The sequence below is a fragment of the Chryseobacterium arachidis genome, from assembly GCF_900129245.1.
Lineage (GTDB): Bacteria > Bacteroidota > Bacteroidia > Flavobacteriales > Weeksellaceae > Chryseobacterium > Chryseobacterium arachidis.
The window spans coordinates 298,123-312,025 of the sequence record NZ_FQUT01000004.1; the positions used below are offsets into that span (position 1 = coordinate 298,123).

The 13,903-nt window shown below is 38.7% G+C and carries 10 protein-coding genes; 1 reads left to right on the forward strand and 9 read right to left on the reverse strand.

The window, feature by feature from the left end; genetic code table 11:
• Positions 1 to 61 precede the first annotated feature (61 nt).
• Positions 62 to 586, forward strand: a complete 525-nt coding sequence (locus BUA89_RS09920) for a hypothetical protein (protein ID WP_072956555.1) — start codon at positions 62 to 64, stop codon at positions 584 to 586.
• 179 nt (positions 587 to 765) lie between these two features.
• On the opposite strand, the gene BUA89_RS09925 is transcribed toward BUA89_RS09920, so the two are convergent.
• The 9 genes from BUA89_RS09925 to BUA89_RS09965 form a co-directional block, all read right to left on the reverse strand.
• A complete protein-coding gene (locus BUA89_RS09925; protein ID WP_072956558.1) occupies positions 766 to 2,325 on the reverse strand; it encodes a M20/M25/M40 family metallo-hydrolase in 1,560 nt (519 codons plus the stop codon).
• Between the two features lie 422 nt (positions 2,326 to 2,747).
• The gene (locus BUA89_RS09930) at positions 2,748 to 2,924 is read right to left on the reverse strand and encodes a histone H1 (RefSeq protein ID WP_034678341.1); all 177 of its coding nucleotides are present in this window, start codon (positions 2,922 to 2,924) and stop codon (positions 2,748 to 2,750) included.
• Positions 2,925 to 3,041: 117 nt separating this feature from the next.
• Positions 3,042 to 4,766: a HAMP domain-containing sensor histidine kinase gene (locus BUA89_RS09935; RefSeq protein WP_072956562.1), complete on the reverse strand. Its 1,725-nt coding sequence runs from the start codon at positions 4,764 to 4,766 to the stop codon at positions 3,042 to 3,044.
• Between the two features lie 41 nt (positions 4,767 to 4,807).
• Positions 4,808 to 5,932 carry a histidine kinase gene (locus BUA89_RS09940; RefSeq protein WP_072956565.1) on the reverse strand — a complete coding sequence of 375 codons (1,125 nt, stop codon included), beginning with the start codon at positions 5,930 to 5,932 and terminating at the stop codon, positions 4,808 to 4,810.
• 77 nt (positions 5,933 to 6,009) lie between these two features.
• Entirely contained in the window at positions 6,010 to 7,380 is a 1,371-nt protein-coding gene (locus tag BUA89_RS09945) for an outer membrane beta-barrel protein (protein WP_083531649.1), read from the reverse strand.
• Between the two features lie 19 nt (positions 7,381 to 7,399).
• The gene (locus BUA89_RS09950) at positions 7,400 to 7,993 is read right to left on the reverse strand and encodes a K(+)-transporting ATPase subunit C (RefSeq protein WP_072956568.1); all 594 of its coding nucleotides are present in this window, start codon (positions 7,991 to 7,993) and stop codon (positions 7,400 to 7,402) included.
• A gap of 81 nt (positions 7,994 to 8,074) precedes the next feature.
• Positions 8,075 to 10,126 (reverse strand): potassium-transporting ATPase subunit KdpB, encoded by a 2,052-nt coding sequence (gene kdpB, locus BUA89_RS09955; protein WP_072956571.1) that lies wholly within the window; start codon positions 10,124 to 10,126, stop codon positions 8,075 to 8,077.
• A 10-nt stretch (positions 10,127 to 10,136) separates the two neighbouring features.
• The gene (gene kdpA, locus BUA89_RS09960) at positions 10,137 to 11,837 is read right to left on the reverse strand and encodes a potassium-transporting ATPase subunit KdpA (RefSeq protein WP_072956575.1); all 1,701 of its coding nucleotides are present in this window, start codon (positions 11,835 to 11,837) and stop codon (positions 10,137 to 10,139) included.
• Positions 11,838 to 12,372: 535 nt separating this feature from the next.
• On the reverse strand, positions 12,373 to 13,722 hold the full coding sequence (locus BUA89_RS09965) for a sigma-54-dependent transcriptional regulator (protein WP_072956578.1): 1,350 nt from the start codon (positions 13,720 to 13,722) through the stop codon (positions 12,373 to 12,375).
• Positions 13,723 to 13,903: the final 181 nt, after the last annotated feature.

Genomic DNA, 13,903 nt, shown 5'->3' on the forward strand with positions numbered 1-13,903 from the left:
ATTGCTCAAGAGTTATTGTGTTAGAAATTAATTGATTGTCAAACTAATGCCATAAAATATAATGTCATATAATTATTATTTATCAGCTACAGCGTATATAAAAAACAGATGGGTTATGGTTGGAGTGGGCACGCCAGAAATGGAGCAGGCATCGGATTTATCAGATATGGGTTTAAGTGAAATAACGAACACATTAGCCGAATTGAATGCTGTTATTGAAGGACAGCTAGATTATCTTGATTGGGGTACAGATTTGTTTTATGTATCTTCCGAAGCTACCGTATCTAATTACGGACGCTATGACAAAGCAGAGCGTCCCCAAGTACCCACTATAGGTTTAAGAAATTTTTTAATAGAACTAAAAAAATTTAAAGAGCAATGCCTGACAAAAGACTATTATAAAGTGATAATTGGTCAGGCATTTACTGCAATCAAAGCTAATCCTTTACAATATAAAAGATGGACAACTTCAGATTTATACTATCTAATTACCTTAAATAATATAACAATTACTTTAGTATTGGAGCCTGATGATTTCGATTTGTCAGTTGGTCAATACATAACTCAATTAGCAAGATCTTTTTAATGAAGAAAGATTGATTAGTAAATTATATGAGAGTATTTAAAGTTCAGAAAATTCTGTTAAATTTCAGCATGTATTTACCTTAATATGCTAGATATTTTCTAATCGTTTATTCGTGAATTTATAAAAAGTTTCGGGTTCGGGCCATTGGCCCGAACCCGAAACTTTTTATAAATCAGAAATTATTTATAGTCCTTAGAATCTCTTCTCGCCTTTTGCACTTGAGGCCATTTTGTAACATTTCCTTTATCATCCAAAGGCATCGTTCTTTTTTCCCTGTTTGTAAATTCAGGATCTTCTGAAGCCATGTAAGCCAAAGTTGCCGTTAAAATCACGTTACTTTTTACCTCATCAAAAATAATTTTGTCATACGTATCTTTCGTTGTGTGCCAAGTATATCCGAAATATCCCCAATTTAAAGACCCCAAACCAAACGAAGGAACTCCAGCTGCAACAAATGAAGCATGATCGGAACCGCCCCCGCCGGGCATTCCCGGGAAATCTGTTTTAATCTGATCCTTGATATTTTTAGGAACCGCATTCAGCCATTTTCCGATATAATCGTAAGCATTCACAAAGCCCTGTCCGCTGATATTCACTACCCTACCCGTTCCGTTATCCTGATTGAAAACCGCCTGAACTCCCTTAATAATTTCAGGATTATCTGCCACAAAACCTCTCGAGCCGTTCAGTCCCTGTTCTTCACTTCCCCAAAGTCCGACAACGATTGTTCTTTTATTATTCGGATAATATTTTTTCAGAACTCTCACGGTTTCAAGCATCGTTAAAACTCCTGTTCCGTTGTCTGTTGCTCCCTGAGCCCCATCCCAAGAATCGAGGTGAGCAGAAAGAATAATATATTCGTTAGGCTTTTCTTTTCCTTTAATCATCCCAATGGTATTAAAAGTTTTCGCTTCAGGAAGAACTTTTGACTGTGCTTCTAACTTAATCCTCGGTTTCTGTCCGTTTTCAGCCATTCTGTATAGCATTCCGTAATCTTCAACATCAATGTCGATCATGGGAATCTTTGTGGTCTTAGCTCCAAAAATCCTGTTGGCTCCCATAATACCTGTCCAGTTGGAAATAGAAATTCCGGCAGCACCTGCCTTTTCCAATGCTTCGGGCAGTGTGTTATTGTCATAACCGATGCTTTTTACATAATCTGCAAAATCTTTTGTAGTCTTTGCTTTTTCTGCTTTCAGTTTTTCATACAGTTCAGGCGTTGCAAACTCTTTGATCTGCTCGTCCGACCGTCCGATTTTCTGATATTGAGCGATCAACACGATCTTTCCTTTTACAGAAGGTAACCATTGATCGAATTCTGCTTTTGATGATACTTTCGGAAGAATGATGACCTCCGCTTCTATGGCTTTCTTCGTTGCCGGGCTCCAGGCTAATTGCGTTGCTGTTAAAGTTTTTACACGGGGATATACCATATCGACATGTGTAATCCCTCTCTGCCACCCTTTCCAGGTTCCGAACTGCTGCAAATTGGCTTCGATGTCCCAAGAACGGAGTTTATTAGCCGTCCACTCGTTGGCTGCTAACATTTCAGGAGTTCCTACTAAGCGAGGTCCGATACCATCGAGAAGTTCATAAGCCATATTTTCAAGCTGAGAATTGGTATTAACTTCATTAACGAAATTCTGAACCATCGGATCCAGCTTTTCCTGTGCATTTGCGAAAGAAAATTGTGCCGCCACAACAATTGCGGGGACAACAAAATATCTGTTTATCTTCATAATTTTATTATTGTGTTAAAGATAAAAAGAATCGGTAGAATTTTAAGCTAAATTCATCTTTGGGATGGATTTCAGATCTGATTTTTTAAATTTTATTAATAAATTTTTATAGCTCTTTCTTAATTTTTCTAAATTAAAATAAATTTTTTTATTCTTTTTCTTAACATTAAGTAATTAAGTTGTGTTCGGTTAATAAAATCAATAAATTGATTTTATTAAGTTTTTTAAGCTAAATACTCTTAATTTCTTAATGTTAAAGTAATTTATAAATTTAAACAGACTCTAAGCTTTTAAGAAAAGAACAATGTAAATTATTAACTGAAATGAGTGAAGAAACGGTATGTTTATGTGAATTTTAATGAATTTAGTTTTAAATTAAATCCATAAAAAAAACCGACTTTAATAAGCCGGTTTAGGAACAATTATTTTTTTGATTCTTCAACAGAAACTTTTCTGAAGTCTTTGAACAATTTGCTAAGTTCCAAAGCTGCTTTACGAGCTCTAGTTCCAGCTGCTTTGTTTCCTTTTTCTACTTGTTGGTTTGCTTCAGTTGTAAAAGCTTCAAATTCCGCGTTGATTTTTTCAATTAGTTCTTTCATTATTTTTAAAATTTAGGCTGCAAATATAGGTTTTATGGTGATTCCAGCCAACTTTGATACAGAAAGTTTGTGATAATTAATAAAAATTAACGGGATCAAATCCTATTCTGCCCAAAATCAGCATTCTTTAAGGGTAAAACTGAAGGTACTTCCCACTCCGTATTCGCTGCTGACAGCGATTTTTCCACCTTGGGACTCTATCAGTTCCTTGCTGATGCTCAGCCCCAAGCCGGTTCCTTCTTTTTTAGTTCCCGGAATTCTGAAGTAACGGTCGAAAATTCTTGAGATATACTGAGGTTCAATGCCATTTCCTGAATCTTTTACAGAGAAAATAATTTCGTTCCCTTGTTTTTTCACTTCAATCTCAATCTCTGAATTTTCATACGAATACCGGACTGCATTGGAAAGGAGATTATTGAGCACCCAAGCCGTTTTTTCACCATCCGCCAGCACAAACCTGCTTTCAGGATCTATGTTTACATGCAGGGCAATCTGTTTCTGCTCGGCAGAAGATCTGTTGGATTCCAATGCATACTCCACAATATCTGCAATTTCAGCCGGCTGTATGTCAAGTTTTATCGATCCACTTTCCAATTGGGTCATATTCAGCAATTCCCCGGTGATTTTCAGCAGTCTGTTCGTATCATCTTTTATGCCATTAACAAGATTTTTCTGATCTTCATTGAGATTCCCGACTTTATCATTTTCAAGGAGCTGAAGTCCCATTTTAATAGAAGAAATCGGAGTTTTAAACTCGTGTGAAACCGTGCCTATGAAGTTGGTTTTTGCCAGATCCAGTTCTTTAAAAGGAGTAATATTATGCAGCATAATTACCTGTCCGATGAACTGACTGTCCTGTTCGCCTGTCGGAATGATATTAATATCAATAATATCTTTTTCAAAATAACTCTCCTTTCCCCCAGCGTAGATTTTCATAGTTCCCGATTCCTTTTTAATGCCGGGCTGCATGCTGTCTTTAATAATATTTCGCACCAGGTCGTTGGTTATGGCAATATCCTGAATTAATTGTCCTACAAAATTCTCTTTTTTAAGTCCGGTGATATTTAAAGCTTCATTATTCACGAAGAGGACTTTCTTGTTTTCATCGATTCCTATCACAGGATCCTGCATATTGTCGATAAGGGTTTCAATGCGCTTTTTTCCTTTTAAGATCTTTTCCAGCTTGCTTTCCGAATATTCATGAAGTTTTTCCGCCATAGTATTGAATGACCTTGCCAATTCCCCAAACTCGCTGTTGCTTTCAAAATGAACCCGCTGTTTATAATCCTGATTGGCAATCTGTCTAATACTTTGCGTTAGAATACGGATCGGGTCGGCAATATTCGACGGGAGGTTTACCATTAAAATAAAAGCCATCAAAAAGCAGAGCGTTCCAACGATGGAAATTACGGCAATAGCGTTTTTAGCCGTTTTATCCGCCACAATGCTTTTGTGCTGTATGGCCGACATGTTGAGCTGCATCAATTCCGTAAGATCTTTTCTGATAGAAGACTGAATGGATGTATTCTGTGGATTTTTCTTCAGCACTGAAAAATGAGTAGCAATTTTTTCCGTAGCTTCTTTTTCCCCGACTTCGGTAACATTTTTTTTCTGCTTGTCCAGATGTTTCTCAAATACGCTGAAAGCCAACGGATCTGTGTTAATTTCTTCCAGTGCCAACAGCATATTTCGCGAATACTCCAATGTATTGTAATTAGCCACCAGAATGTTTCCGGTATCTTTTTTCAGCTGATTGATATACCATGCACTCAGTACCGAAAGCACAATAATCATCATGAACAGAAGACCTACACCGATATTAAGTTTTGTTTTTATTTTCATTTGCATCAATTGAATAATGGAAAATACATTTTCGGTTTCATCTAACTTAAAATCACCAAATCTATATTTTCCTGTGACAATTTGTTAAGCAGGGAATTGAAAGTATCTGTCGCCAGAATAATTTTCCAGAGATTTAAATGCGGTTTCCCGATACATACCGTAGTAATTTTTCTTTCCTCACACTGCTCCATGATGGCATGCGCAATATTGGTATTCTCTACTTTTATGATCTCTGCTCCCAATTCTGTTGCTAATTTAAAATTATTAATGAGATGACGCTGCTTATCCAAGGCTATTTTATCGGAACTTTCTTTCGGCGTCTGTACATACAGAAGATACCACTGACTGTTGTAATAATTGGCAAGCCTTGCCGTTTTCCGGATTACTTTTTTAGCTGTTTTTTCATTAGAGCTGATGCATGCCAGAAACCTTTCTTTTTTAATGGCTTTATGAACTGTAACTTCAGATTCCACCTTTCTGGTAACCTGAGAGGCAACTTCTTTAAGGGCAAGTTCCCGGAGCTGTAAAATACTTTCGGATCTGAAAAAATTGTTCAGCGCTGCACTGATCTTGGTTTTTTCATAGATTTTCCCTTCCTTTAAACGGTTGATCAGCTCTTCGGCGGTCAAATCAATATTTACCACCTCGTCGGCCTGAAAGAGAACGCTGTCCGGCACTCTTTCTTTGACCTCAATATCGGTTATTTTCTTGACTTCTTCATTTAAGCTCTCAATATGCTGAATATTAACGGCACTGATGACATTAATCCCCGAATCCAGAATTTCTGTAACATCCTGCCAGCGTTTTTCATTTTTACTTCCTTCAATATTGGTATGAGCGAGCTCGTCGATAATCACTACCTCCGGACGTAAGTTTAAAACCGCCTGTACATCCAGCTCCTCGAGTTCTTTTCCTTTGTAAAAAAGCTTTCTCCTCGGAATAATAGGCAGACCATCCAGCAAAGCATGAGTTTCTTTACGGTTATGGGTTTCAATATAACCGATTTTTACGTCGATTCCGTTTTCCAGAAGTGCATGTGCTTCCTGAAGCATACGATACGTTTTCCCGACACCGGCACTCATCCCGATGTAAATTTTGAACTTTCCCCGCCTTGATTTTTTGATCAGGTTAAGAAAATCTTCTGCCGGAGTACGGATTTCTTTCATGAGTACAAATTTAATGACAATATTTGCCCGTTAATTGATATCAACAGGCAAATAAATAATGAGAGTATTAAAATAAATTATAGTCTGAAAATAACAGCCACTGTAATTCTGCTGTCCGTTTTTCTAAGATCAGGTCTCCAGTTTTCTACCGGTGTATCTGCCCATCCGTCCGGGCTTGTAGTTCCTTCTCTTCCTGCAAAATAAGGGATGTTGCTTTTTCTGTATCCATATTCCAGTCTGAAAGTGCAGAACTGATTAGGCATATAATCCAGCGTTGCTGTTCCCTGAAACATTTTAAGGTCTTTTCCTTCCGCCAATGCATCATTAAAATCATTATTGGCCACTGGTGAAGGACTAAACGCCAAATAAGCTCCCGGGTTGCTGATGACATCACCACGCAAGCTTAATGCGATTTTATTTTGGTTAAACCATAACCTGTTGGCCAATGATGTTCCCACCATATAATTATCTTTAGCCTTTACACCATTTCCTGACTGGAAACCGTAGTGTGTATTCAAACTGAATGCTGCCTGAGAAAGACCTTTGCTGTTTTTTCTGTTGTAATATCTTGCCACAACACTGTTGTCATGATGGAATCTTCTCACTCCCGGATTATTGCGGGTATCTTTTCCGTTCAGATAAAAGTTGGCGACCAGCTGCAGGTTTTCGTTGGGTCTGTAGTAGTTTGAATTTCCTATGGATAATCCTGTGTTCCATGAATTATAAGTCTGCCAGCCGTTCATCACCCAAAGCTCAGTTTTAAACTTTTTGGAAGGAAAAGCCTGAATTCTTGCCCCCTGAAAATAGAAAGGCGTAAAATCACACACCAGGCTTCGCTGATAGTTCCAGTTTTCATTAAGCACATAACTTTCCAATCCGATATAGCTCATGAAAATACCGGCTTCCACATTCAGCCCGTGCATGACATTAAAATGATATCCTCCTGCTGCTTCACGAATATATTTCAGATTGCTTACCGCCGTATTTTTTCCGTGGTTTACCGTTCCGTCGAGATCCTGGACGATCGATCCCATCTGGCCAAACTGTAGCCAAAGTCGTCCGATTACATTTTTATAATTGGTTTCCAGACCGATGCTCGCCATATTGATTGTAAATTCATTGGAACGGCCAATAGCTGAAGAAATAGTATGGGTATTGTCTTTTGGACGGTTGAAATCGTAATTAAAATAAGAATCTACATACGCAACTCCTGTAATGATGGTTTCTCCGTCTTTATCTTTCAGGGTAAGAGGGAAGTCTGTCTGTCTGTTTTGCCCGTTGATCCACGAAAGATCGTACCCTTCAAAAGGAATCTTAGACTGCTGAATTAAAGAATCTTTTTTATGAGCCTCAACAGACACAGAATCTGCTGATTTTTCCTGTGCAACTAATGAATTTGTTGTCATTAAACATAATGCAGTAATGGCAAGGCTGAATGTTTTTTTCATTTCTTAAATTTCTTTTTTATTATTGTAAACCGTCTAAAGCGAGGTTAAGCTGTAAAACATTTATTTTTTCTGTCCCGAACAACCCGAGGAAGGGTTTTTCGGTGTGGGATGTTATTAAATTCTCAATTTTACTTTCATCAATTTGTCTGATTTTAGAAATCCTTTTTGCCTGAATTTTAGCCGCCTGAACGGAGATATTGGGATCCAGCCCGGAACCGCTGGCTGTTATGAGATCGGCGGGAATTTCCGATTTATGAATTCCGGGATTGTGTTTCAAAAAATTACCGATTCTGTCCTGAACCGTTTTTAAATACTCCGGATTAGAAGGGCCTTTATTGCTTCCTCCCGCTCCTGCAGCATTATAATTTACCGCTGATGGTCTTGACCAGAAATATTCATCTTTATCGAATTTCTGACCGATATTGGTATAATAGTAAATGGTTTTAAACTCATTTTCATTTTTTACTGATGATTCTTTCCTTGTTATGATTTCTCCTTTTCCATTATTTGGAGCAGCCTGTGCAATCCCAAAGATCAGAAGAGTGTAAATTCCTGAAAAAAATACCGCACAGATAAGAGTGAGTCTGATGGCGGGTAATATATTTTGTCGCATATTGTTTTGTTAAAAATTAGTCGTAAGAAGCAAGAAGCTAATCGGAAATAGCACTTTCCTTTCGCTCCTTACTTGTTACTTTTATATAAAAATGGATACAATTAAGTCGATGATTTTAATTCCGATAAATGGGATCAGTACCCCTCCTAAGCCGTAAATCAGAAGGTTTCTTCTCAGCAGTGCGCTGGCCCCGATCGGTTTATAAGCCACCCCTTTTAAAGCCAGAGGAATCAGCATCGGAATCACAATCGCATTGAAAATTACAGCCGATAGAATGGCACTTTCCGGGGAATGAAGATTCATAATATTCAAGCCCTGCAATGCCGGAATTGAGGCAATAAAGAGTGCAGGAACAATCGCAAAGTACTTGGCCACATCATTGGCGATACTGAATGTTGTTAAAGTTCCGCGGGTCATCAGTAACTGCTTTCCTATTTCTACCACTTCAATCAGCTTGGTGGGGTCATTATCCAGATCCACCATATTTCCGGCTTCTTTGGCTGCCTGGGTTCCGCTGTTCATGGCTACTCCAACATCTGCCTGTGCCAGAGCGGGCGCATCATTGGTTCCATCTCCCATCATCGCTACCAGCCTTCCTTCCGCCTGTTCTTTTTTGATGTAATTCATTTTATCTTCGGGCTTGGCTTCTGCGATAAAGTCGTCCACCCCAGCCTTTTCTGCGATGAATTTTGCCGTTAAAGGATTATCTCCGGTTACCATAACGGTTTTAATTCCCATCTTTCGGAGTCGTTCAAAACGTTCTTTGATACCAGGCTTGATAATATCCTGCAATTCAATTACTCCCAATGCTTTTTCATTTTCTGAAACAACCAGCGGGGTTCCTCCGTTTTGAGAGATCTCCTTCACTTTTTCAGCAACTTCTGTCGGGAAAATATTGCCAGCGCCGATCACTATATTTTTAATGGCATCGGTTGCGCCTTTTCTTATCCTGATATGATCATAATCAATTCCTGAACTTCTCGTTTCAGCTGTGAAACTGATGTATTCCGGTGAAATTTTAGAGGTGAGAAGTGAAAGCTCTTTTTTGATTTCTCCTGTGATATCAAGCTTTTCGCTTAATTCAACTATTGATTTTCCTTCCGGAGTTTCATCTGCCATTGAGCTTAAAACAGCTGCTTTTATCAACACATTTTCTTCAACTCCCTGAGCAGGATGAAAATGGGTGGCTTTTCGGTTTCCGATGGTGATCGTTCCTGTTTTATCTAATAATAAGACATCAATATCACCCGCTGTTTCTACCGCTTTACCGCTTTTTGTAATCACATTTGCTCTTAATGCCCTGTCCATTCCCGCAATACCGATTGCTGAAAGAAGACCGCCAATGGTGGTGGGTATCAGGCATACAAATAATGAGATGAAGGCCGCAATGGTAATGGGCGTATTGGCATAATCTGCGAAAGGTTTTAAGGTAACCGTTACAATGATAAATACCAGAGTAAATCCTGCCAAAAGTATCGTTAGTGCGATTTCATTCGGTGTTTTTTGTCTGGATGCCCCTTCAACCAAAGCGATCATTTTATCCAGAAAACTTTCTCCGGGTTCTGTGGTTACTTTTACCTTGATTTTATCTGAAAGCACTTTAGTACCTCCCGTTACACTGCTTTTGTCTCCTCCCGCTTCACGGATTACCGGTGCGCTTTCTCCTGTAATCGCACTTTCGTCGATTGTTGCCAATCCTTCGATAATTTCGCCATCTGAAGGGATAATATCTCCGGTTTCGCAAACAAAAATATCTCCTTTTCTGAGTTGGTTGGATACTACAATTTTAATATCCCCTTCTGAAGTCATCATTTTAGCCGGCGTTTCTTCTCTCGTTTTTCTGAGTGAATCTGCTTGGGCTTTTCCTCGCGCTTCTGCAATAGCTTCTGCAAAATTGGCAAAAAGAAGGGTGATAAACAGGATAAAGGTTACGATGATATTATAAATAAGACCTCCCTGGTTTTCTTCTCCTGATAAGATCCAGACACAAACTCCTGCCATGACTACTGTCCCGATGTATACCATAAACATGACCGGATTTCGGAACATTTTAGAGGGATTAAGTTTTATAAAAGATTGTTTTAATGCTTCATTGACTAAGTCTGCCTGAAACAAATTATTATTTCCTTTCATTTTTTTATAATTAATACATAGAAAAATATTCAGCGATAGGTCCGAGTGCGAGTGCCGGGAAAAATGACAAAGCAGCAACAATAGCGATCACAGCAAATACCATTAATCCAAATGTGGAAGTATCTGTTTTTAATGTTCCTGCACTTTCAGGAATATATTTTTTAGCCGCGAGACTTCCCGCAATAGCTACCGGACCGATAATCGGAAGGTATCTTGCCATAAGCATTACAATTCCGCAGGCGATATTCCAGAAAGGAGTATTATCTCCCAATCCCTCGAAACCGCTTCCGTTGTTGGCCGCAGACGACGTAAATTCGTACAACATTTCACTAAAACCGTGGAATCCCGGATTATTAAGCCAGCTTCCATACGTTTCAGGATTCTGGGAATAGAGATATCCGGCGATGGCTGTTCCCGATAAGATCAGTAAAGGATGAAGTAAAGCAATGATCATCGCAATTTTCATTTCTCTGGCCTCGATTTTCTTTCCTAAAAACTCAGGCGTTCTGCCTACCATTAATCCGCTGATAAAAACGGCAAGGATGATAAAGATGTAAAAATTCAGGAAGCCGACACCAACACCTCCATAGAAACAGTTGACCATCATCCCTAAAAGCTGATTCATTCCGCTTAATGGCATAAAACTGTCGTGCATAGAATTAATGCTTCCTGTAGAAATAACCGTAGTAGCAATACTCCAATATGCGGAAGCTACAGAACCGAAGCGGACTTCTTTTCCTTCCATATTGCCCATCGTTTGTGAAATTCCCATTCCGGAAACAGCAGGATTTCCGTTGACTTCAGAAATTACTGTAGGAAGCGTAAGAAGGAAAAAACCTATCGTCATAACTCCAAAAACCATCCATGCCAGTTTTTTTCTTCGGACAACATATCCCATGGCAAACACCATTGCCAAAGGAATAAGCATCTGAGTAACGATTTCAACTATATTGGTAAAATAGTTCGGGTTTTCTAAAGGATGTGCTGAATTAGGACCAAAAAACCCTCCCCCGTTTGTTCCTAAATGCTTGATGGCTGTAAATGCTGCTACCGGGCCACGGCTGACTTCTACCTGATCTCCCTGCAGGTTGACAATATGATCTTTTCCTTCAAAAGTCATTGGGGTTCCGTTGAAAGCCAACAGAGAAGCTACGATTACCGCGATTGGAAAAAGAATTCTTGTACAACTTCTTACAAAGAGAAAGTAGAAATTTCCCAGCTGATCTGTCGTACGCTCCTTCATCGCCATAAAAACCACTCCTGCCACAGCCATTCCGCAGGCAGCAGAGATAAACTGCCATAACATTAAAGTGAGCTGTCCGAAATAAGAAAGGGCAGATTCTCCCGAATAATGCTGAAGATTGGTGTTCGTAACGAAACTTACCGCCGTATTGAAGGCCAGATCTCCGCTCATCGAAGGATTGTTATCAGGGTTCAGGGGCAGCCAGCTCATATTCGTGAGGACAAACATGGATAAGAGAAACCAGACAATATTAATCGTAAGTAAAGCTGATAGGTGCTGTTTCCAGTTCATCTGTCTACTCGAATCGATGCCGGAAACTGTATAAAATATTTTGTCTAAAGGATTAAAAATCCTGTCGAGCCAGGTGTTTTCATGATTGAATATCTTACCGATGTAGCGGCCAAGCGGAATCGCCAATACCAATACGAGGGTATACATGAGTATAATTCCAAAAATTTCTGTATTCATTTTTTTAATGTTGAAGTAAAAGAAGATGTTTAATCATTTTCAAGATGCTTGGTAACTTCTTGTACTGTTTAATTTTTTGCTTAAAATTTCTCCGGTTTTACGAGCACATAGCAGATATATCCAAATACTGTTATGGCAATCAGGAATAATGCTGTCATATTTTCTCAAAAGATCTGATGATTAAAAAGAAGAGTACAAAAAGTGCTGCACCCGTTAGTGTTAAGATAAGTGTCATTTTTATTATAGAATTTTAATTGCAAGACTTAGCACGACCATAGAACCGTATAGCGCCAATAAAAGATGCCAGGGTTTGAAGTGTTTGACGAATTTTAATTTCCAGTTTCTCATTATGAAGTTGTATTGTATGCCAGAATATTCTCAACAATAAGACCGCATCTGAAAAAAAATCACAAACTATTATTTATCAATAATTTAAAATAAAAACGGGTTCTATGCCAAAAGAAAAACCCTTTCATTTTGAAAGGGTCTGTATAGTGTTTTGATAAGGTTTAATATAGATTAAATACGGAAGGTATCATGAGCCTAAGCCATACTCAGCTAGTTTCCTGTAGAGAGTCGTCAGCGCAATATTAAGCAGCCGCGCAGTTTCCGTTTTGTTTCCGTTGGTATAGTTCAGTACCTTCTGAATATGCACTTTTTCAGCTCCGGCAAGCTCAAACGCGGACAATATTTTCCCTTTTACAATCTGCTGATCTTCAAACTGAAAATCATGGGGAAGAGAATCTGCCTGAAGCACGTCTCCGTCTGTTAAAATAATACTTCTTTCAATAATATTCCTCAGTTCACGGATATTTCCTTTCCAGGGATGTCTCTTTAGTGATTCTAAATATTCCGGAGAAATCTGTGATATCTTTTTATCTGCCTTTACGGAAAACTTTTTCAGAAAGCTGTAGGCAAGATCCTCAATATCGCTGATCCTTTCCCGAAGCGGCGGAAGATGGATGGTAAAAATATTAATCCTGTAATAAAGATCTTCTCTGAAATTGCCGTTTTCGATTTCTTTCACCAGATCACGGTTGGTGGCAGCAATAATCCTTACATCAATTTTAGTAGGTCTGTTATCCCCTACTTTCAGGAACTCCCCGGATTCCAGCACACGCAGAAGTTTTGCCTGAAGATCCAACGGCATCTCCCCAATCTCATCCAGGAAAACGGTTCCGTTGTTGGCTTCCTCAAAAATCCCTTTGGAATCTTTAACAGCTCCTGTGAAGGCTCCTGCTTTATGACCGAACAATTCATTTTCCAGCAATTCTTTACTGAAAGCAGAGCAGTTGATCGCAATAAAATTATGCTTTGATCTTTTTCCCGCATTATGGATAGCATTGGCAAAAACTTCCTTTCCAGTACCTGTTTCCCCTGTTAATAAAACTGTAGCATCCGTAGCTGCCACTTTTTTTCCGGCGTCGATGGATAACTTAAGCTTTTTTGAATGTCCGATAATGGAATCAAAAGAATGTCTGTCTCCCAATTGTTTTTCAAGCTGGGAAATACGTCTATTGAGTGAAGCTTTTTCGATGGCTTTATACACCAGAGGAATGATTTTATTGTTATCATCCCCTTTCGTAATATAATCGAAGGCACCGTTTTTTATCGCCTGCACCCCATCCGGAATATTTCCAAAGGCAGTTAACAGAATGACTTCAATGGTACTGTACTTTTCCTTAATTTTTTTGACATATTCGACTCCGCTGCCATCCGGAAGCTTAACATCACAAACCACGACATCAACCTCAGAATATTCCAGTCTTTTGGAAGCATTGGCAAGATCTGAAGCCTGAAAAACCTCAAATCCTTCAAGACTTAGAATTTTGGATAATAATGTTCTTATTTTTTCTTCGTCGTCGATTACAAGAATCTTACTCACTGTTCTTATTTTATTTACAAATTTAAAACTATCCGGGAACATTATTCTATTTTACCGGAATATTATACATTACGCCCGTTATGCAGCATACTTTATGAGGTCTGCTGCAAAACGAGTGTTCAGATTTAATGTCAGATAAAAATATGTATCACAGGATGTACCCTTTTTCATGTACCAAAAC

Bases quoted from the DNA above. Each gene is read 5' to 3' on its own strand.
- BUA89_RS09930 (WP_034678341.1), bottom strand. From the start codon at position 2,924: ATGAAAGAACTAATTGAAAAAATCAACGCGGAATTTGAAGCTTTTACA.
- kdpB (WP_072956571.1), bottom strand. From the start codon at position 10,126: ATGAAAGGAAATAATAATTTGTTTCAGGCAGACTTAGTCAATGAAGCA.
- BUA89_RS09950 (WP_072956568.1), bottom strand. From the start codon at position 7,993: ATGCGACAAAATATATTACCCGCCATCAGACTCACTCTTATCTGTGCG.
- BUA89_RS09945 (WP_083531649.1), bottom strand. From the start codon at position 7,380: ATGAAAAAAACATTCAGCCTTGCCATTACTGCATTATGTTTAATGACA.
- BUA89_RS09940 (WP_072956565.1), bottom strand. From the start codon at position 5,932: ATGAAAGAAATCCGTACTCCGGCAGAAGATTTTCTTAACCTGATCAAA.
- BUA89_RS09935 (WP_072956562.1), bottom strand. From the start codon at position 4,766: ATGAAAATAAAAACAAAACTTAATATCGGTGTAGGTCTTCTGTTCATG.
- BUA89_RS09925 (WP_072956558.1), bottom strand. From the start codon at position 2,325: ATGAAGATAAACAGATATTTTGTTGTCCCCGCAATTGTTGTGGCGGCA.
- kdpA (WP_072956575.1), bottom strand. From the start codon at position 11,837: ATGAATACAGAAATTTTTGGAATTATACTCATGTATACCCTCGTATTG.
- BUA89_RS09920 (WP_072956555.1), top strand. From the start codon at position 62: ATGTCATATAATTATTATTTATCAGCTACAGCGTATATAAAAAACAGA.